Here is a 19,625-nt window from a genome sequence, read left to right as displayed (position 1 = left end):
TATAGAGGGATGATTGGGCGTTGGCGGAATTTTACTTTTCCAGTGATTCAACCAGCGCTTCTATCAAGGCAATAATTTGCTCCATACCTCGACCGATATGCTCTTCGATCTCTTTCATCGAAATCGGACCGTCTCCTTTTCCCGCCGCCCAGTTCGCCACCACGGCGCAACAGGCATAGTCCAGTCCCAGTTCCCGGGCCAGTGCTGTTTCCGGCATGCCGGTCATGCCGACCAGAGTGCAGCCATCCCGCTCCATCCGGTTAATCTCCATGGCGGTTTCCAGGCGCGGCCCCTGGGTGGCCCCATACACGCCGTTGGCAACAACAGGGATATTGGTGGTTTTTGCCGCCATCATTAATTGTTGGCGTATCTTTTCACTGTAAGGATAGGTGAAATCAATATGCGTAACCTGGCTCAGGTCATGCTCGAAATAGGTGTGATCCCTGCCATAGGTATAGTCGATAATCTGGTCTGGTATGGCGATAACACCGGGTGCCATCTCTGAACCTATACCGCCGACAGCGGCAATAGCTAGAATTTGCCTGGCGCCGATATGCTTCAGTGCCCAGATATTTGCACGATAATTGACTTTGTGGGGCGGTATGGTATGGGCGGTGCCATGTCGTGGCAGAAAGGCAATCTCACGGTTTTTGAATATGCCGTGGGTAATCGGTGCCGAAGGTTCTCCATAGGGGGTATGAATTACCTGTCGCCGGGTGATCTCAAGTTCTTGAAGCCGGGTGAATCCCGAACCACCAATTATTGCCAAGTCAGTCACTGTATCCACCCTGCCACATTTAATTAATGGGTTTTACTGGTAATAAAACAGTTATAAATCCAGATCGAGAGAGGGATTCTCTTCATACTGCGCAATAATTTCCAATGCATGTTTCCATCTTGGATCAAGATGCAGGGCATCTTTGGATAGCGCCTTTCTACCATGCATGCGCACCAATCGCATCTGCGCCGCCGGATCGGTGTAGTCCGCCAGCGCCTCTAACACTTCGGCCGCACCTGACGGGTTATTGCAGACCAGTACCATGTCACACCCCGCCGTTAGCGCCACCCTGGCCCGCTCGGCAAAACTCCCGGCCTGTTCCGCGGCGGCCATGGTGAGATCATCACTGAATATCACACCGTGGAAACCGAGTTGATCGCGAAGTACGTCCTTTAACCAGAACCGGGAGAAGCCGGCCAGTTGCCGATCGGCCTGCTCGTAGATCACGTGGGCGGGCATGATGGCATCCAGGCCATAATCGATCATGCGCTGAAAAGGGATTAGGTCCTCCATCAGCAGGTCGCCCATCGGGCGGCGATCTACCGGCAATTCACAATGGGAGTCTTCGGACACGCCGCCATGGCCGGGGAAATGCTTACCGACCGCGGCCATCCCCGCTTCATGGACGCCCATCATCCAGGCATGGGCGATTTCAGCCACATTGAGTGGTTTAGCATCAAAGGCCCGATCACCGATGACACTACTGAATCCGAAGTCAAGATCCAGTACCGGCGCAAAACTGAAATCAACCCCGACGGCACGCAACTCCGCCGCCATTAACCAGCCGATGCGTTGTGTAATAGCCTTGGCCTTTTTCGGATTGGCCCGATTCAGCTCTCCAAACCAGGCCGCGGGTGGCAGTCGGGTAAACCCCTCTTTGAATCGCTGCACCCTGCCCCCCTCCTGGTCTACCGCAACCAGTAGTGGAGGTATGCGCAAGGCATGTATCTCGGCAATTAGGGAAGCAATCTGGTCGGGCGATTCATAATTTCTGCTGAACAGAATTACCCCCCCGGCGGCGGGATGACGCAGTAATTTCCGCTCATCTTCCGTGAGCGCCGTTCCCTGAATATCCAGCATAAGCGGGCCGTGGCTCATGGAGCGAATTCCTCAATCATCATTTTTTTCAATCGGCTATACTGTGCGGCTTGATTAGGAGGGGAGTCCGTCCGGTCTTTCCACTGTGGATTCAGTGTTAAGTCTGGCAGACTCCTGAATCAAGCATTACAAATTAAACGGATTCGGAAGTAAAGATGCGTTTTTCAACCCTGCTATTGAGTGCTGCACTTGTCTTGTTTACGTCTATACTTTTCGCGGCCGACGGGGAGATTGATGATGCGAAAGCACCCGCTACCATGGCCTATTACGAGCTGTCTCCCTCCATTGTGGTCAACGTCAAAGGAAGGGCGAAATATATTCGCTGTGATGTGCAGCTCATGACCCGGGACGAAGCTAAGCTTCCCGCTATCAGTCTGCATGCCCCGGCGCTGCGCCATGAACTGATCTTATTACTGAGTGATCAACAGGGAACCGATATTCGCACAAGCAAAGGCAAGGAAAAGTTGCGAAAAATCGCGCTTAAATCACTGAAGGGTGTCATGAAGGCGCAGGTTGGCGATGAGATGATTGATGATCTTTTCTTTACCACTTATCTGGTGCAGTAGCTGTATCGAACTTCAAAACTGCTCGCGTATATCCACGATAGTTCCCACCGACACCTGGTCGTATAGCTGGATCAGTTCGCTGTTACGCATCCGGATACATCCATGGGATGCCGCCCGTCCCATCGGCTCACTGTCCGGTGTGCCATGGATATAGATAAAACGTCTCAGGCTATCGACTACGCCGCCCCGGTTTCTGCCCGGTTCCAGTCCGGTTAACCAGAGGATTCGGGTCAGGATCCAGTCACGATCCGGGTTGGCGGCTGCCAGCTCAGGCGTATGTATTTCACCGGTGGGCCGGCGACCAATAAATACGCTGTTAGTCGGTTCACCATCCCCAATCTTCAGGCGGATGCGGTGCAGACCACGCGGAGTACATTCGCTACCCTGGAGTTCGCCTGGGCCGTTACGTGCGGTTGAGACTGAATAGGTTGCGACACACGCACTCCCGGACAGCAGGCGCAGTTGCTGCCGTTCCAGGTCAACCTGAATATGTAGGCCCTGGCGACTCACCACTGGGTGTAGGGATGCTTGACCAGGCTGGCATTGTAATAGCGGGGATCTCCAGACACCTCTTTGCCGGCCCAGGGTGGTAGCTCAAACGACTCATCTTCACTGTTTAATTCAACCTCCGCCATGATCAATCCCTGATTCTCTCCAGCAAACAGATCCAGATCCCACACATGGCTTCCCCATTGCACCTTATATCGCGTTTTATCAATAAAGGGATGCTCGGCCACCTGTTCCAGTATCTGTTCGGCATCCGACAGTGGGATTTGATACTCAAACTCCGCCCTCGTTATGCCTGTGGTAGCGCTCTTGATATTCAGATAGGCGACCTCACCGGCAATCCGGACCCGCACGGTAGCGTTTGGCTGATTGGCGATGTAGCCCTGTTTCAATACCGATTCAGAGAGTATATTTTCTTTCCATTTATCATTTATAACCAAATACTTGCGTTCTATTTCTAAAGCCATTTATATATCCGCCTATGGTTTCTCAAAGAGCGCAATCGATTCGACATGGGCCGTATGGGGGAACATATCCATGACGCCCGCCGAGACCAGCCGATAGCCATACCGGTTTACCAGCTCCCCTGCATCCCGTGCCAGGGTACCCGGGTAGCAGGAGACATAGACAATTCGTTTTACGCCCAGTCTGGGGAGATGCTCAAGCACCTCAGCAGCGCCGGAACGGGGCGGATCGAGCAGGGCCTTGTCGAAATGCTCACGCAGCCAGGGCTCCTTCTGCAACGAATCATACAGGTTGGCCGTATAGTAGCGGCTGTTTTCAATGCCGTTGTGCCTTGCGTTCTCCCTGGCCCGGGCAACGAGTCCCGCGTCCCCTTCCACACCAACCACTTCAGCCACGCCCCTGGCAATCGGCAGAGTGAAGTTACCCAGTCCGCAGAACAGATCCAGCACTCGGTCTTCCGGTTCCATGGCCAGCAGTTCCAGTGCGCGTTCAATCATCAGGCGGTTCAGGGCGCTGTTCACCTGGGTGAAGTCGTTGGGCAAAAAGTGAATGTTCAGGTCATACGCCGGCAGCGCATATTGCAGATCAACCGGCTCGCCGTTCAGCGGGATGACGGTTTCCGGACCGCCGGTCTGGGTGTAAACGGCGATATCCCGTTCCCTGCCAAAGGCCAGGAGCGCCTGCTCATCGGCAGACGACAGCGGCTCAAGGATGCGAAACACCAGCACGCACCGGGTGTCGCCCATCGCGACTTCAATCTGGGGTACACGCTCTCTGATGCTAAGTGATCCGATCAGCTCGCTCAGGGGCGTGATGAGCTGTCCAACCCGGGGATGCAGGATATGACACTCCGAGAGATCAGCCACATAAGGAGAGCCCCGCTCACGAAACCCCACCAGCACCTTTCCTTTCTTGGCCACGTATTTCACCCCAAGCCGGGCTTTTCGCCGATAGCCGAAGGTGTCACTGCTGACAAGCGGCGGTAATATCGCTGCCGGTATCACCTTGCCGATGCGCTGGAAAGCATCCATGAGCGCCGTCTGTTTGGAGAGAATTTGTGCGTTCGTGGATTGGTGCTGAAGGGAGCAGCCACCACACAGGCCAAAATGGGGGCACTGGGGTACTACTCGATCAGGTGAAGCGGTGATGATTTCAATGGCTTCACCTTCATCAAACTTTTTTTGCACCCCTGTATAGCGAAAGCTGACGGACTCCCCCGGTAATGCGCCCTGTATAAATACTGCCTTGCCGTCGATGTGTGCCACCCCACGGCCGTCATGACTCAGGGTGTCGATACCTGTTACTACCGGATCTTGTGGCAACTTGCGTCTTCTTGAACGTCCCATGAAACCTAACATTCCTCATTCAGGAAAGGCTATCTGTAAAATATCAACGGCAGCCTGTCCGGCTGCCGTTGATTCTGTAGAGCGGGATAACAGTCAGCGGGTTATTTCTGTACCCAGCCGCCACTTGCGTTCTGATACCACCATCCCCTGGATGCTTTCTCAACCCAGGTACGGGCAAAGGTGGCACGGATTTCAGGCTCCCACTCGGGGTGACCATTGGCATCGGCAATCGCGCGATAAAGGGCGCTACGGTCGCTGTTTTCGCTACTGATCAGCCCCTGTACCTTGTTGCGATCCTTGAGCGGGATCGCTCCGGCGTCATGTACCGCGATCATGGCATCCCGGGTAAACCCCACCGCACCGCTGTTGTAGTGTGGTGTCAAGGCGCTGTTGCGGCTCTTCATGCTGGCTTGCAGTTTGCGGATAGCCGGCGAACTGGCATTAAAATCGGGTTGAGCCGCCTGGGCCGACGGGATCAGGAACTCGAGCGTCCCGGATGCGATGGTTTGAAATAGTGACTGGTTGAGTGATGAGCTCTTTTTTTCGTCCTTATTCTGCTCTTCCTGCTGTTTTTGCTTGCCCAGGATATCGTCCACTATCCGTTCAGCTGCCTCTTCTGCCTGGGCCGCGGGAAAATAGATGTTGATGGTAACGCAGGCGGCAAGAAACAACAGGGTTGCCAACATACTGCCTATTCTTAATACTTTCATCGGGTTAGCTCCTTAAATGCCATTCTATATTTTTACTATTTGATTACGGGCGCCCCGCCCTCTGTGATCTGTTTTAACTTGCTTACCAGCACCTGCCAATCGGTCTTTCGATTAAAGCCCATGATGTCGATCCGGGGTAATCCACCGCCTTTGACCAGGTAGTAACCCCTGTCGGCAGCTTCAATTCCGCCCATGTGGCAGACCCCACGCTCAAGACGACAACTGATACCAAGCCGGTCGTATCCAAAATCTTCAAACATCCTCAGGAAGCTCCGGGATATGGCACCGGAAACTCCCGATCCACCCAGGTTAGAGATATTATCCACCGCCTTCTGGTTGATGCGGTGCCGGCTATCGTCATCCTCCGGTGTGTAGAAGGCCGCATTGAACGACACGGGAGCCCAGTCTTCCAGCCTGAGATCGTCTACGCGGCCTTCCAGTTTCCCGGTAATCTTACCAAATGAGAAGGCGCGGGTCAGAGTTTCCAGCTCAATATCCTTCAACTCCAGGTCGGCACTCAGCGCAGGTAATGCACCAAACAGATCATCCAGCTTAAGGTCCCGAATAACAATCTCCCCATCAAAAATCTTTACCAGTGCCACACCATTCACGGCAATAACGCCGTTTTCATACGAGAGTCCGGGAATCATTCCGGAAAGCTGTCCCGCGAGCGGAGGCCAACCGACGGCGCTACTGATTGTGGCCATGCTGATCGGGGTGAGGTAGCCTTGAAACTGGACCTTGGGGCCCGATTCTCCCTGCTCCAGGGCAAACTTCTCAGCCTGTAATTTACCATCCAGTATCGGTATGCTTGCCTGTTTCACGAGCGAAACAGCCCCGCCGGAGAGATTCAGATCCACTGCCGTGGCACCCAGCGTGATGCCCCCGAACAGATGCCCCCCCTGCCAACTGAGGTGGCTCTCTTTCGCTAACCCGCTGGACCAGTTGATTTCCCCATCCAGGTCATACAGGGCAAACTGACCCTTGCCGTCCCCCCGTACCTGTAGTCCCTGCTCAATATAGACATCCTCAAGGCCGACTCTGAGCTGGGTATTGTTTTCCAGATGAGTGATATCCACGGCAAATTGTCCAGCCAGTTCCATATCCTCAAGCTGGGGATTGGCCAGTACCGGCAGCACATTATCATGAAATAGTGCTGCCAGATCCGCCGCTTTCGATGTCAGGTTCAACGCAACCAGCCGTGTTTCGTTTTCAACCGATATGTCTGCTGACCCGGTGATATCCAACCTCTCCGGCTGACTGAATTTGAATGTATCGAGGGTGATCAGCGACTTATTTGTCTGATAACGATAAGCGGTTTCCAATGACAGAGGATGGCTGGAGGGCGAGAGATAAAACAGCGGTGTCAGCACTTCTCCGGCAGAGATGTCCATCTGCTGTTTTCCGGACCAACTCCCCTTGCTTAAGGAAAACCCACCACGCCATTCCCCCGTCAACCCCTGTCCGATATAGTTTCCCGATTGATCGGAAAAATTGACGTCGGTGAAATTGATACGGGTACTGCCCCGGTGTAATTGGGCGCCTCTCCCACTCAAGTCCATGGACAAACCAAAGCGCCCATTAAGCGATAACCAACCGATCGGCTCTGCCAGCGCGGCATGCAGTTTTTCCAGCTTGTTGATCTCGACATCACGCCCCCTCAGCAACAAACGCCACTGCTGTTTGTCGAGCTTCATCTCAGCAGTAAATTTACCGCCAGACAGCGTGATATTATCCAGATATATATCAATGAGTTGAGACGATATTTTCCAGTCAATTCTGGATGTTATACGGCGCTGTTCCTGACCGTTCAGTGAGAAATCGATCAGACCCTCCTGGCAGCTGATCCGATCATCTTCGATCTTTCCGCTCTGGCAGGCAAAACGAAGCGTTCGAACGGGAGCCGGTAACCCCGGATGTCTGATCTCGTCAGCGGAAAGTATAAAGCGGTCCTGAGGTGACTGAAGATCAAGTTGCAGCACCACCCCCTGGGCCTGCCACTCCTCGTCACCGATATTGCCCAGGGAAAGTGAAAAATAATCGGAGGCCGTGAGCGCAAAAGGCGCTAACAGCAGTGCGCCAAAAATGCCTGCCAGGTTGAAGAAGTAAGCTGGGTTATTCAGCCGGGAACACACCCGTTGAAAGATATCGATCGCCCCTGTCACAGATAATCGCCACAATGGTTGCATGCTCTACTTCCTGCGACAGTCGGAGCGCGGCCGCCACCGCGCCACCGGAAGATATACCGGCAAATATGCCCTCTTCCATGGCCAGACGACGGGTAACATCCTCTGCTTCCTCCTGGGTCACATCCAACGTCCGGTCCACCCGTTTCTTGTCAAATATCCTGGGGATATATGCCTCCGGCCAGCGCCGGATACCGGGTATCTTCGCTCCTTCTGCAGGTTGAACACCAATAATCTGTATCGATGGATTCATCCCCTTCAGATATTGCGATACCCCCATAATTGTACCTGTGGTACCCATGGCACTGACAAAATGGGTGATCTCTCCCTCTGTCTCATCCCATATTTCCGGCCCAGTCCCCTCGATATGGGAAAGTGGATTATCGCTATTTGAGAACTGGTCCAGAACCTTGCCTTCACCCCGTTGTTCCATCAGTTGCGCAAGGTCCCGCGCACCTTCCATGCCCTCCTCTTCCGTCACCAGAATGAGTTTTGCGCCATACGCCCGCATTGAGGCCCGCCGTTCAACACTCAGATTGTCCGGCATGATCAGTATCATCCGATACCCCTTGATCGCGGCCGCCATGGCCAGCGCGATACCGGTATTGCCGCTGGTCGCCTCTATCAGCGAGTCCCCCGGCTGGATATCACCCCGCTCCTCCGCGCGTTGAATCATGCTCAACGCCGGGCGATCCTTGACTGAACCGGCCGGATTATTCCCTTCGAGCTTAACAAGCACGGTATTTGTGGTGTTTCCGGGTAAACGCTGCAGACGCACAAGCGGCGTATGACCGATAAATTCTTCAATGGTTGGGTAATTCATGCGGAAGGCTACTGTGGGGTCCTATGAAAAGAGGTCATCCTATAGTATAGATCTGATATATTCTGACAGCGGCGTTTTCGCCGCAAGTCGGCATTTAGTCTATCAATAACGCCAAGAGAACAAAACAGAAGCATCATGAAGTATTCGCATCCGGTTATTAACAGCCCAAAATGGTATTGGGCTTTGGGTCTGGGGGCGATCGTCTCCCTGCCCGTTCAGGCCATGGATGCCGTCAGCCCGCTTCCTGAGGAGCTATTTTTCAGTGAGGTACCTGTGGTGTTATCTGCCACACGCCTGAAGCAGTCACTGCCGGATTCCCCGGCATCAGTTACTGTAATTGATCGGAAAATGATAGAGGCATCCGGTGCCATTGAACTGGTTGATTTGCTGCGTTTAGTGCCCGGTTTTCAGATCGGCTACTACACCGGATCCAAATTTACCGTCTCCTCCCATGGCAATGCCGACCGCTTCGCCCGAGACATGCAGGTATTGATCGATGGCAGATCAATCTATGATCCGGCCTTCGGTGGCATCACCTGGAGTGACCAGGAACTGGACATGGATGACATTCAACGCATCGAGGTGATTCGGGGTCCGAATGCCAGTACCCATGGCTCCAACTCGTTTGCCGGGGTGATCAACATCATTACCTGGCACCCTGCGGAACAACCCGCGGTTCGGGTCAAAACCCTGGTGGGTGATGGAGGGAGACGACAGATTTATAACCGGTTTGCGGGAATCGAAGGCGACCTTGCCTACCGTATCGCCCTTAAATATGACGAGAATGACGGGTTTGAGAACCGACACGACAACTCGGATACCCGCTGGGTGAGTATCCGTAGTGATTACCAGGTCAACAGCCGGGATGCCCTGCTTTTTGAACTGGGCAAGAGTGGCGGGACCCGCGAGGATGGTTTTTCGAGCGATTCCGAACAGCCGTTCCGCGCCACCGAGGATGACCACGCCTTTCAGCAACTGCGCTGGACCCGGAGTCTCTCACCCGGAAACGAGTTTTATATTCAGCTCTATCATAACTACCAGCAGATCGATGACGATTTTTCCGATACCCAGGCGCTTGTCGCGCTGGGATTCAACGACATATCCCTGGGCTATGGCTTTGAATCCCAGCGATATGACGTGGAGTTTCAGCACACCTTTCAGCTCAATTCAGCGCAACGCCTGGTATGGGGTCTGGGCGCGCGACAGGATAAAGCCAAGGGGATCTGGACATTCAGTCAGAACGACTGGCTAACCCGGAATCAAACTCGCGCCTTCGGGAACCTGGAGTGGCGGTTGAACGAAAACCTGTTACTCAATCTGGGGGGAATGTATGAGAAATTCGAACAGAAAGATGGGTTCTTCTCCCCGATGGCAGCCCTCAATCTGAAGCTGAACGAGATGAACACGCTGCGCCTCCGGGCCACAAGCGCCTATCGCATGCCCACCTTGTGGGAAGATTTTTCTGACCAATCTGTCGTGCAGACAGGTTCCAGGACACCGATTTTTGACACTTATGTGAACCGTACCAACCTGAAACCGGAAAAAATCGAGTCTTTTGAACTGAGTTATCTCGGAAATTTTCCGGAAGTCGGCCTGACAGTGGATGCGAAGTTATTCCATGAAGAAATTAAGGACATGATTGCAGAGATCAAGGATTTAAGCATGCCATACTCTGCATCCATCGCCCCCCTGGTGCCGATACTGATGGGAGGTGGTATTGATCCGGCAGGATTTTTACCGTTCGAATATATCAACAATGGCAGTCTCAACATCAACGGCTTTGAAGTGGGCCTGGGCTGGAAGCCCTCAAATCGGGACATGCTGCATATTAGCTACGGATTCGCGAACGCTTACGGGCGCCAATTCAAAAAGGTAAATCCGGTCGAGTACCGTAGACTGAATGAAAGAGTTCCAACCCAGACCATCAGTCTACTCGGCAGTCATAAATTTGATAACGGCATCAAAGTCAGCACGGCCTACTACTACGTGGATGATATCGACTGGGCTGGCGATGGGGACTATATCGATATCAACCGGCGATGGGATGTAAAATTATCCAAACAGTTTGAACTGGAACGTGCCGACGGGGAGATCTCGTTAATTTTGCAAAACATCGGACCGAATAATAATTACCAGGATTTTCATGCCGAAAATGTCTGGGCAAACCGGATATTTCTGGAAGCCAGCTTGAACTGGCATTAAGGACTTAGGCCTTACTACGGATAAGTGCAAATTTTACATGGAGGTTCTATTGTGACTTTTTACCAGAGGCACCGGTAGGCATAGTATCGTGACATGCCTGAACCCCCGTCTTAGATTTGGCATTTTACCGATGTCGGTTTGGTATCGGTGGGGGGTGTTTTCGGTATTTTTTTATACCTTATCACTACTGCTGATTCCATCGTGCAGTGCCGGGGAGCAAGACAGTGTGGTTGTCTTCAGTAGCGATTCTGCCCCGGCTTATAATCAGGTTGCCAGGAAACTGCAATCGTACCTCAATGAAAAATGTGCTGATGTTAGTCCGACCTGTTCACCACGCCAGGTCTTTATCCTTACACAGCCCACCGACGGATCCAGTCTTGTCATTCCGCCAGACACAAAGCTGATTATTGCGCTCGGACAGCATGCCGGTGAAGAGATACATGGCATGAATACCGGCATACCTATTCTACATGCCCTGATACCAGAAGCGGCTTATCAACAAATGGGTAAAGATAAACAACACTCCGCTATTTATCTCGATCAACCGGTCAGTAGACTCCTGCAACTAGCGCGAATAATTCGACCCGATCCACATATTGGTCTGTTGCTGAGCCCGCTCACAAAAACGCTACAGGATGAACTGATTACAGAATCATTGAGACAGAATATTCCAGTCTCTTATCGTAATGTTGGCTCCACAGAGATGGTTGGCCATCTGCTGAAAGATGTTCTGGAAGAGAGCAATATATTGCTGGCCTTACCGGATCCAATGATATTTAACAGCACTACTATCTTCAACATCCTGCTGTCGAGCTATCATAATAAAATACCGGTAATCGGGTTTTCATCCGCCTATGTGAAGGCCGGCGCGTTGATTGCCGCCTACTCAACACCAGAAGATATCGCACGTCATCTGGCGGAATATACCAACAGATACCTGAATTCCGGTGCAGAAACATTGCCGGAACCGATATATCCGAAATACTTCAGTGTGTCAGTCAACCATAGTGTTGCCAGGTCACTGGGAATATCACTTCCGGATGAGACTGATATTATTCGTCGGATGTTGGAAGACAGTAAACCATGATAAGACGAAGACGTTATTCACGGATCAAGACTCGTGCACTGCTCCTTGGCATAGTGCCGGCGGCCATCATGGCATTATCATTGACTGCATACCTGATCACTGCACAGTTGGATAATCTCGAACAGGCATTCAAGGAGAGAGGCAAGGCCATAGCACAGGAAGTAGCCGCAGCCAGTTTCTACGGTATATTCAGTGGTGATATCGAGTCACTCTCACTGAACTTGAAACCAATAGTAAAAAGAAAAGATATACTCTCTATCATTGTCAATGACGCACAGGGAAAACTGTTGTTAAGCATCGGCAAACATACAGAGAATAATATCGATGTTGCCAATCATAATTTCACTAAGTCATCCTTTTTCTTCACTTCAGTTCAAACAAATTTTCGTATAGCCAATGTGGCTGACTATCCGGATCAGTTGCAATCCACACAGGATGATATAGCGCCAGCCATCATCGGTTCGATTGTCGTGGAGCTCGACAAAACTGGCCTGGTTGTACAGCAACGTAATTCGATCATAACCAGTCTGATCATCAGTATAACCGGGCTTATACTGACCGCCCTGATAGCCGTGTTCCTGAGCCAGAAAATAACCCGGCCACTATCCAAGTTGACCCAGGCGGTGATTCGAATGAAGCATGGGGATTTCTCGGCTACCGTGCCGGAAATTTCCACCGGAGAACTGCGCAGCCTGGAAGAAGGCGTCAATGCCATGGCCAGGACCCTGAAGTTCAACCAGGAGATACTGCAGCAACAGGTGGATCGGGCCACCTCGGATCTGACCCAGACCATGGAGGCTCTGGAAATACAGAATGTGGAACTTGATCTCGCGAGAAAACGCGCATTAAAGGCAAGTCAGGCAAAGTCGGAGTTCCTGGCCAACATGAGTCATGAGATCAGAACCCCGATGAATGGTGTAATCGGCTTTTCGACACTTTTGATGAAAACAAGGCTGACACCGGAACAACAGGAACTTGCCGAAACCATCCAAAAGTCGGCGACGGGTCTGTTAAGCATCATCAATACCATTCTGGACTTTTCAAAGCTTGAATATGGCAAACAGGAGCCTGAGTATGCGCCTGTTGATATTCGTTCCTGTTTTGAAGAGCCGATCATGCTATTGGCACCAGCAGCACATGAGAAAAAGCTTGAACTGGTGCTGTTGATCTACTCGGATGTTCCTACGACTCTGATTGGGGATGAAACACGTATCAGGCAGATCCTGGTCAATCTGGTTGGCAATGCGATCAAGTTCACCCATCAGGGAGAAATTATCGTCCGGGTGATGATCGAAGATGAAACCGATACATCCTGTCGACTGCAATTTTCTGTCACGGATACCGGGATTGGAATCTGTGAACACATCCAGAAGGATCTCTTCACCTCTTTTCAGCAAGGAACAAAGGAAACAATAAAAACTTATGGTGGAACCGGCCTTGGATTGAGTATCAGTAAAAAGCTGGCCGAGTCGATGAAAGGAGAAATATCCGTCGATAGTGTTGAGGGGAAAGGCTCTTGTTTCAGGGTGATTCTCAACCTGCCAAAGTGCCCGGAAACGGTCGGGTCATTGGCTGATACTGCCCTGAAATCCAGAAAATGTACCCTTATTGATCAACATCCGATGTCACAATTGGCGCTTTCACATTCCCTGGAGAATCTGGGTATGTCGGTATCCAGGATTGCTTGGGAACAACTGGGTAGCAGGGTTGCAATAGATCAGGATCTACTGGTTATCGGGTTTTCTGCTGACGAGATCACTTCGGGTCTGGCTAAGGACAGGATTGCCCATTTGCAGAATATGATAGTGCCCAATAAGCTTCTGATATTACTCAGCAGCTCTGATGCAACACTGCATAAAACCATGCAGGAGTTGTCACAAGCACCCTGTATTCAAAAACCCGTCGCGCTGACAGCGCTGAAACGTACCCTGGTACAGATATTCACCAACCCCGCTTCACTTCCTGCAGTTCCTGAATATAGAAGTTCTGAAGCACCTTCATTCAGTGGCAGACGATTCATTGTCGCCGATGACAACAAGATCAATCTTCAATTGATATCGAATATCCTGTCGACATCCGGTGCTGAGATTGTGGAAGCCGAAAACGGTGTGGAAGTGATCAACGCCTATCGGCAACAACGCCCGGATCTGATCATTATTGATGTCCACATGCCCGTCATGGATGGAAAAGAAGCCACCAGACAAATACGGGAGCTGGAGCATGGAGAGATTCACACCCCAATTATCGCACTATCGGCTGACGTGATCCCGGAGCACCGGGACGCACTGATATCAGCCGGCGTGGATATCTACCTGACAAAACCAGTGGATGACAATAAATTATGGCAGGCAATCGACAGCCTGATAAATATAAGCCACAGTTCCAGCCTGACAACCGAACTGCCCCTTGCAAGCGATGAGAATGAAACAAATTCTGTGGGAGCACTGGCGATTCATGACATGCAAGAAGCATTGCGTATTACTGGTGGAAGAGAAGAACTGGCTGATGAAATGTTCAGAAAATTCATGGATGATCTCCCGCAGCAAGTAGCGCTACTTGAACAACATCAGGCGGATAGTGACTGGGATTCACTTGGCGAAGTAGCCCATCGCTTACATGGGGCCTGTGCGGTGTGTGGTGTTCCTGCCCTGAAAGCGGCGGTATATAACCTGGAGCGGTCGGCGCAACAAAGGGAGCCGGATGACATTGCTGCGTACATGCGATCAGTCGGCACATGTTGCATTCAACTCTATGCATTAGACATATCGCGGAACCAAACCAGACAGTTCAGCGCCGAATAGTTTCAGCGTTTAGCGAAGGCGATGGTGCGAAAAATTTCTTAATCACTAAATATGGATCTTTGTTGCCCCGCAAACTGTGATAGCAGAACCAGTAATAGCGCCAGCAAGTAGAGTGCATAAATCCCGATCATAGTTTGCGGCATGGTATAACCGAAAAACTGCCACTGAATCTCGTCGCAAAATCCCGTGGGCTGGAAAAGCCAGGGAAACCACTCATCCAGCTTTGCCCAATCAGGATAACTGGCTGCAAAATCACAAGTATTCGAGGGTGACGGAAAAAGCTGAATCCCCGTATGTTTCATTGCAAGCTGTAAACCCCAACCTGCACTGACTCCCCAGACCAGTATCGCAGCCCAACGGAAAATCAGTATTCCGGGTGCCAGGGCGGCAATTAGGCCAGCAAGCAGTATACCCATCACTGCGGTTCGCTCGTACACGCAGAGTACGCAGGGGTCCAGCTTTAATTGATACTGAAAATAGAGTGCCGCCAGTTCCAGGCCAAGCGCGGTTAATGCCAACAGAAGCCAGGGGACGCGACGCTTTGATAGTTGGTTAAAAAGTTTCAGCATGTGATGACCAGGTAACTCTTTGGAAAGAAAGCAGGCAGCCTGAGTGGCTGCCTGGATAGCTAATGAAACAGAGGATACCTGTGACAAAGTGTCACTTCAATGCCTGTAGCGTTTCTGAACCCGTTTGTCAGCCAAAGCGGATACCCTGTGCCAAGGGTAGATCTGTCCCGTAATTGATTGTATTGGTGGAACGGCGCATATAGTTCTTCCAGGCATCGCTGCCCGATTCGCGGCCGCCGCCAGTCTCCTTTTCACCACCAAAAGCACCGCCGATTTCGGCACCTGAGGTCCCGATATTAACGTTGGCCAACCCGCAATCCGAACCGCGCGCGGAAAGGAAGAGTTCGGCCTCGCGAACATCCTGGGTGAATATTGCTGAAGAGAGCCCCTGGGGTACGCTGTTTTGTATCGCGATCGCCTCAATGATTTCAGTATAATTCATCACATAGAGAATCGGTGCAAAGGTTTCTTGTCTGACAACTTCCGCATGAGACGGTATGCGGATGATTGCCGGATCCACGTAAACACCCTCTTCCTTCCCTGTAACCACAACCCGATCACCGCCGCAAATCAGCTCCCCGCCTTCACTTTCCGCGGTCTGAATGGCCTGTTGCATCTGTTCATAGGCTTGAATATCAATCAGCGGGCCGACCAGGGTCGATGCTGAAAACGGATCGCCAATAGACAATGAACCGTAGGCCGCCTGAAGTCGCTGCAACAGCTCATCCACAATGCTGTCATGAACGATCAAGCGCCTGAGCGATGTGCAGCGTTGACCGCATGTGCCTACCGCGGAGAAGACTATGGCACGCAAGGCCATCTCCAGATCGGCTGAGGCAGTGACAATCATCGCGTTGTTGCCACCCAGTTCCAGCAAGGATCTTCCAAGACGTGCCGCGACGGTTGTCGCCACCTTTTTCCCCATCGCCACCGACCCGGTCGCAGAGACCAGCGCTATATCCGGGCTGCCGACAAGCTGCTGCCCAACCTGAGAATCGCCAATGACCACCTGGGAGATGCCTCTCGGAAACCTGGGAAAACCTTCCAGCGTCTGGGTGATCAGTTTTTGACAGGCTAGAGCACAGAGTGGTGTCTTTTCCGATGGCTTCCACAGGATCGTGTCACCACAGACAAAGGAGAGCATGGCATTCCATGCCCAGACGGCCATCGGGAAATTGAACGCACTGATGATTGCCACGGGCCCCAATGGGTGCCACTGCTCCATCATACGATGGTCCGGGCGTTCACTGGCGATGGTCAGTCCATGCAACTGCCGGGATAATCCAACTGCAAAATCACAAATATCGATCACCTCCTGTACCTCCCCCAGCGATTCCTGAAGGATTTTCCCGCATTCCAGTGTAATCAGCTCAGCCAAAGGCTGTTTATGCTCCCGGAATACATTGCCAAGCTGTCGCACAAAATCACCACGCACAGGGGCGGGAATACTTCTCAGCTCCAGGAATGCAGCCTTTGCCCGCTCGATCACATCGGCAACCTGGGATGCAGAGGCCATTCGAATCGAGCCAAGCGTAGCACCATCAATGGGTGTTGATAGGCGTATCGCTTCGCCCTCACCCGGCATGCCCAGATCACCGCTCAATATTGCGGGAAATTCCCCATCGGTCTGATTTAAACCAATTCCCAGATTGTTTATCAATTGACTGTTCATCTGTCTGCTCTCGTTTCGACTATCTGCCGCGCGGTCGGCCGGTTACCCGGTAACAGGATGCGAAGCGATTCTGGATAAAGTCATCAAAATCGATCTGCTCCTGGCGCACATAACCCCGATGTGGCAGTTTTCCGGTAAAGAAAAGGTCCAGTATGGTGCAGAGGCTGGAGGCGGTGGTGATCTGGATGGCCCCCCAATGCTCATCACCGACATCATCATGATAAACCTTCCTGCTGTCGGTAATTTGCATAAACTTCCCGTCGATTATGCCGGTTGCCGTGACCATGATCAGCACCACGTCCTGTCGGGTTACTGCCAGTGCTTTTTCAAATAGCTGTTTAAGCAGGTCTCTCTGTTCACCGAGTTTCAGGTCATTGATAAGGAAATTCATCAGATACTGATGCCCTTTGTAGCGGATAGTTTTATAGGTGAGGTCCGACACCTGGCCCTGGAGTGTCTCGTACAGGGTCCCCAGCCCACCGGAGGTATTGAAGGCCTCATAGGAGACTCCGTCCAATGAGAATGTCTCCAACCCTTCGAGCGGCGTCAACTCGACATAGTGGCCGGCACGGATGGCATGACAGGGATTACAATACTCATTAATCAGACCCTGGGTAGACCAGGTGAGGTTGTACATCAGATTATTGGTTGGGAATTCAGGTAGCGCACCGACACGCAGTTTCAGGTTATCCAGTTGATCAAACTGCTGTGCCATATGAAAACCCAGTATGCCAATGAAACCGGGGGCCAATCCGCACTGGGGAACAAACACCTGGCCGGGGGCTGCCCGTTCGGCGATCTGCTTGATGGTATGGGTGGTTGCATTGTCTTCGGTCAGATCAAAGTAACTGATGCCGGCTTCAGCGGCGGCTTCGGCGATGGCGGAATTGACGTCATATCCGCAGGCTGAAACCACAGCTTCACAACCCCGTATTGCCATGCGCAGGCTCTCTGGATCGCTGATTTTCAGCTGCCGTTTTTCAACCCGACCGGTAAGATTGATTCTCTCAAGGGTATGCGCGGACTGATCCGTCAATAGAATGTTGTAACTACCGCAATCATCCAGAAGCTTTGCAATGGAAGCCCCTATTCTTCCGGCACCAATAATGGCCACTCTATGCATACACCCCCCTGCCCGGTTAATAACCCACATCACCGTTGCATACGTCAGAGGGGAGCAACTCATGCACCCTTTGACGAATGTGCTAGAATCCGCGCCTTGCTACAGAAAAGCTTAGCACTCCCCTGTTAAATGCCTGCGGATTTAACACCGCCCCGGTCCTGGGGCTAACCTGATATCACCCATAGATATACACTTATGCCTGACAGTAAAACCCTGATGATTCAAGGCACCACCTCCGATGCCGGTAAAAGCACCCTGGTTGCCGCCCTGTGCCGTGTGTTCAATCGAAAAGGCCTTCAGGTGGTCCCGTTCAAACCACAAAACATGGCTCTGAACAGTGCGGTTACGCCGGGTGGTGGAGAGATCGGCCGTGCACAAGCGGTACAGGCCCAAGCTGCCCGGGTCGAGCCGCACGTCGATATGAATCCGGTCCTGCTGAAGCCCAATACCGATACCGGCTGCCAGGTGATCGTGCAGGGACAGCCGGCAGAGAACAACATGGAGGCCTGGGGCTATCATGAGTACAAACCCAGGGTGATGCCGGCCATTCGCCAGTCACACGCCAGACTCCAGGCCAAATACGGCTATATCCTGGTGGAAGGGGCCGGGAGTCCGGCTGAAATCAATCTGCGGGCGAATGATGTGGCCAACATGGGTTTTGCCGAAGCGGTGGACTGCCCGGTCCTGTTGGTGGCGGATATTGATAAGGGGGGTGTTTTCGCCCATCTGGTCGGAACCCTGGCACTGCTCTCGGAAAGCGAGCAGGCCAGGATCAAGGGATTTATCATCAATCGGTTTCGGGGTGACTTGAGTTTTCTTCAGCCGGGTCTCGATTGGCTGGAACAGCAAACCGGAAAGCCGGTTCTCGGTGTCCTGCCCTATCTCGCCGGCCTGCACCTGGAAGCGGAAGACAGTCTGACCAATTGCGGCGTCACGCCAACCGTGGATAAACCGCTACGGGTTGTGGTTCCCTGGCTACAGAGAACGAGCAATCATACCGATCTCGATCCCCTCTCGCTGCACCCACAGGTCGATGTTCGCTGGATTGGTCCGGGGGAGACAATTCCAGCCGCGGACCTGATTATCCTGCCCGGATCAAAAAGCGTACGGTCGGATCTGGAATACCTGCTGCAAAGTGGATGGGGACGGGCCATACAAAAACATGTGCGCTATGGCGGAAAGGTACTGGGAATTTGCGGGGGATTCCAGATGCTGGGACGCACCATCCACGACCCTCAAGGCATCGAAGGCCAAGCCGGTAGCAGCACCGGACTGGGACTGCTGGATATGGAAACCACCCTTGAGAGAGAGAAGCAGCTACACCTGGTGACCGGCAAATTAAACATACGGGAAGCGGTTCCGGTCAGTGGTTATGAAATCCACATGGGCATCAGCCGGGGTACGGCCCTATCCAGACCGCTGGTAATACTAAAAGACCGGCATGATGGGGCATTGTCTGATGATAACCAGATCGCCGGTACTTATCTTCATGGTCTGTTTGAGGCGCAATCGGCCTGTGACGAGCTGCTTGCCTGGGCCGGGCTGGAACAGGTAGAGACGCCCGATTACCAGCAACTGCGTGAGGCAGGCATTGACCGGTTGGCCGATGCCGCCGAGGCACATCTGGATATTGGTAGAATCATCCGGATTGCGCATGGCGAAGAATAGTCAGTACCATGTGCTGACCATGAC

General features: G+C 52.3%; 16 protein-coding genes. 5 read left to right on the top strand and 11 right to left on the bottom strand.

What is annotated here, in order from left to right; genetic code table 11:
• Positions 1-31: 31 nt before the first annotated feature.
• Both A3GO_RS0105425 and nagZ read right to left on the bottom strand, forming a co-directional pair.
• On the bottom strand, positions 32-778 hold the full coding sequence (locus A3GO_RS0105425; protein ID WP_029132543.1) for an S-methyl-5'-thioinosine phosphorylase: 747 nt from the start codon (positions 776-778) through the stop codon (positions 32-34).
• A gap of 51 nt (positions 779-829) precedes the next feature.
• Positions 830-1,876 (bottom strand): beta-N-acetylhexosaminidase, encoded by a 1,047-nt coding sequence (gene nagZ / locus A3GO_RS0105420; protein WP_029132542.1) that lies wholly within the window; start codon positions 1,874-1,876, stop codon positions 830-832.
• A gap of 155 nt (positions 1,877-2,031) precedes the next feature.
• On the opposite strand from nagZ, the gene A3GO_RS0105415 reads away from it, so the two are divergent.
• The gene (locus tag A3GO_RS0105415; protein WP_029132541.1) at positions 2,032-2,442 is read left to right on the top strand and encodes a flagellar basal body-associated FliL family protein; all 411 of its coding nucleotides are present in this window, start codon (positions 2,032-2,034) and stop codon (positions 2,440-2,442) included.
• Between the two features lie 12 nt (positions 2,443-2,454).
• On the opposite strand, the gene A3GO_RS0105410 is transcribed toward A3GO_RS0105415, so the two are convergent.
• From A3GO_RS0105410 to cysM, 6 genes are all read right to left on the bottom strand, one after another.
• Positions 2,455-2,952, bottom strand: coding sequence for a L,D-transpeptidase (locus A3GO_RS0105410; RefSeq protein WP_037374746.1), 498 nt, complete (start codon positions 2,950-2,952; stop codon positions 2,455-2,457).
• A complete protein-coding gene (locus tag A3GO_RS0105405) occupies positions 2,949-3,416 on the bottom strand; it encodes a CYTH domain-containing protein (protein ID WP_029132539.1) in 468 nt (155 codons plus the stop codon). The genes A3GO_RS0105410 and A3GO_RS0105405 overlap by 4 nt, the downstream gene beginning before the upstream one ends.
• 12 nt (positions 3,417-3,428) lie before the next feature.
• Positions 3,429-4,760: a 23S rRNA (uracil(1939)-C(5))-methyltransferase RlmD gene (gene rlmD / locus A3GO_RS0105400; protein ID WP_029132538.1), complete on the bottom strand. Its 1,332-nt coding sequence runs from the start codon at positions 4,758-4,760 to the stop codon at positions 3,429-3,431.
• 101 nt (positions 4,761-4,861) lie between these two features.
• A complete protein-coding gene (locus A3GO_RS0105395) occupies positions 4,862-5,470 on the bottom strand; it encodes a YdbL family probable chaperone protein (protein ID WP_029132537.1) in 609 nt (202 codons plus the stop codon).
• Positions 5,471-5,505: 35 nt separating this feature from the next.
• Positions 5,506-7,659: a hypothetical protein gene (locus A3GO_RS0105390; protein ID WP_157606721.1), complete on the bottom strand. Its 2,154-nt coding sequence runs from the start codon at positions 7,657-7,659 to the stop codon at positions 5,506-5,508.
• Positions 7,586-8,479, bottom strand: coding sequence for a cysteine synthase CysM (gene cysM / locus A3GO_RS0105385; RefSeq protein WP_029132535.1), 894 nt, complete (start codon positions 8,477-8,479; stop codon positions 7,586-7,588). The genes A3GO_RS0105390 and cysM overlap by 74 nt, the downstream gene beginning before the upstream one ends.
• 135 nt (positions 8,480-8,614) lie before the next feature.
• Here cysM and A3GO_RS0105380 point away from each other — a divergent pair, with 135 nt between their 5' ends.
• From A3GO_RS0105380 to A3GO_RS0105370, 3 genes are all read left to right on the top strand, one after another.
• On the top strand, positions 8,615-10,681 hold the full coding sequence (locus A3GO_RS0105380) for a TonB-dependent receptor plug domain-containing protein (RefSeq protein WP_084609807.1): 2,067 nt from the start codon (positions 8,615-8,617) through the stop codon (positions 10,679-10,681).
• 130 nt (positions 10,682-10,811) lie between these two features.
• Positions 10,812-11,768 (top strand): ABC transporter substrate-binding protein, encoded by a 957-nt coding sequence (locus A3GO_RS22665; protein WP_051301864.1) that lies wholly within the window; start codon positions 10,812-10,814, stop codon positions 11,766-11,768.
• Between the two features lie 68 nt (positions 11,769-11,836).
• Positions 11,837-14,569 (top strand): ATP-binding protein, encoded by a 2,733-nt coding sequence (locus A3GO_RS0105370; RefSeq protein WP_029132532.1) that lies wholly within the window; start codon positions 11,837-11,839, stop codon positions 14,567-14,569.
• Between the two features lie 38 nt (positions 14,570-14,607).
• Here A3GO_RS0105370 and dsbB read toward each other — a convergent pair whose 3' ends face one another.
• From dsbB to A3GO_RS0105355, 3 genes are all read right to left on the bottom strand, one after another.
• Positions 14,608-15,225 carry a disulfide bond formation protein DsbB gene (gene dsbB, locus A3GO_RS0105365; RefSeq protein ID WP_335340009.1) on the bottom strand — a complete coding sequence of 206 codons (618 nt, stop codon included), beginning with the start codon at positions 15,223-15,225 and terminating at the stop codon, positions 14,608-14,610.
• A gap of 40 nt (positions 15,226-15,265) precedes the next feature.
• A complete protein-coding gene (gene amaB, locus A3GO_RS0105360) occupies positions 15,266-16,723 on the bottom strand; it encodes an L-piperidine-6-carboxylate dehydrogenase (protein ID WP_245621674.1) in 1,458 nt (485 codons plus the stop codon).
• 106 nt (positions 16,724-16,829) lie between these two features.
• A complete protein-coding gene (locus A3GO_RS0105355) occupies positions 16,830-17,933 on the bottom strand; it encodes a saccharopine dehydrogenase family protein (protein WP_029132529.1) in 1,104 nt (367 codons plus the stop codon).
• Positions 17,934-18,128: 195 nt separating this feature from the next.
• Between A3GO_RS0105355 and A3GO_RS0105350 the strand changes: the two genes are divergently transcribed.
• On the top strand, positions 18,129-19,601 hold the full coding sequence (locus tag A3GO_RS0105350) for a cobyric acid synthase (protein WP_029132528.1): 1,473 nt from the start codon (positions 18,129-18,131) through the stop codon (positions 19,599-19,601).
• The last annotated feature ends 24 nt before the right edge of the window (positions 19,602-19,625 follow it).

It is taken from the genome of Sedimenticola selenatireducens DSM 17993 (assembly GCF_000428045.1).
Lineage (GTDB): Bacteria > Pseudomonadota > Gammaproteobacteria > Chromatiales > Chromatiaceae > Sedimenticola > Sedimenticola selenatireducens.
Note: the sequence above shows the minus strand (reverse complement) of the source record. Positions and strands in the feature narration are given on the sequence as shown.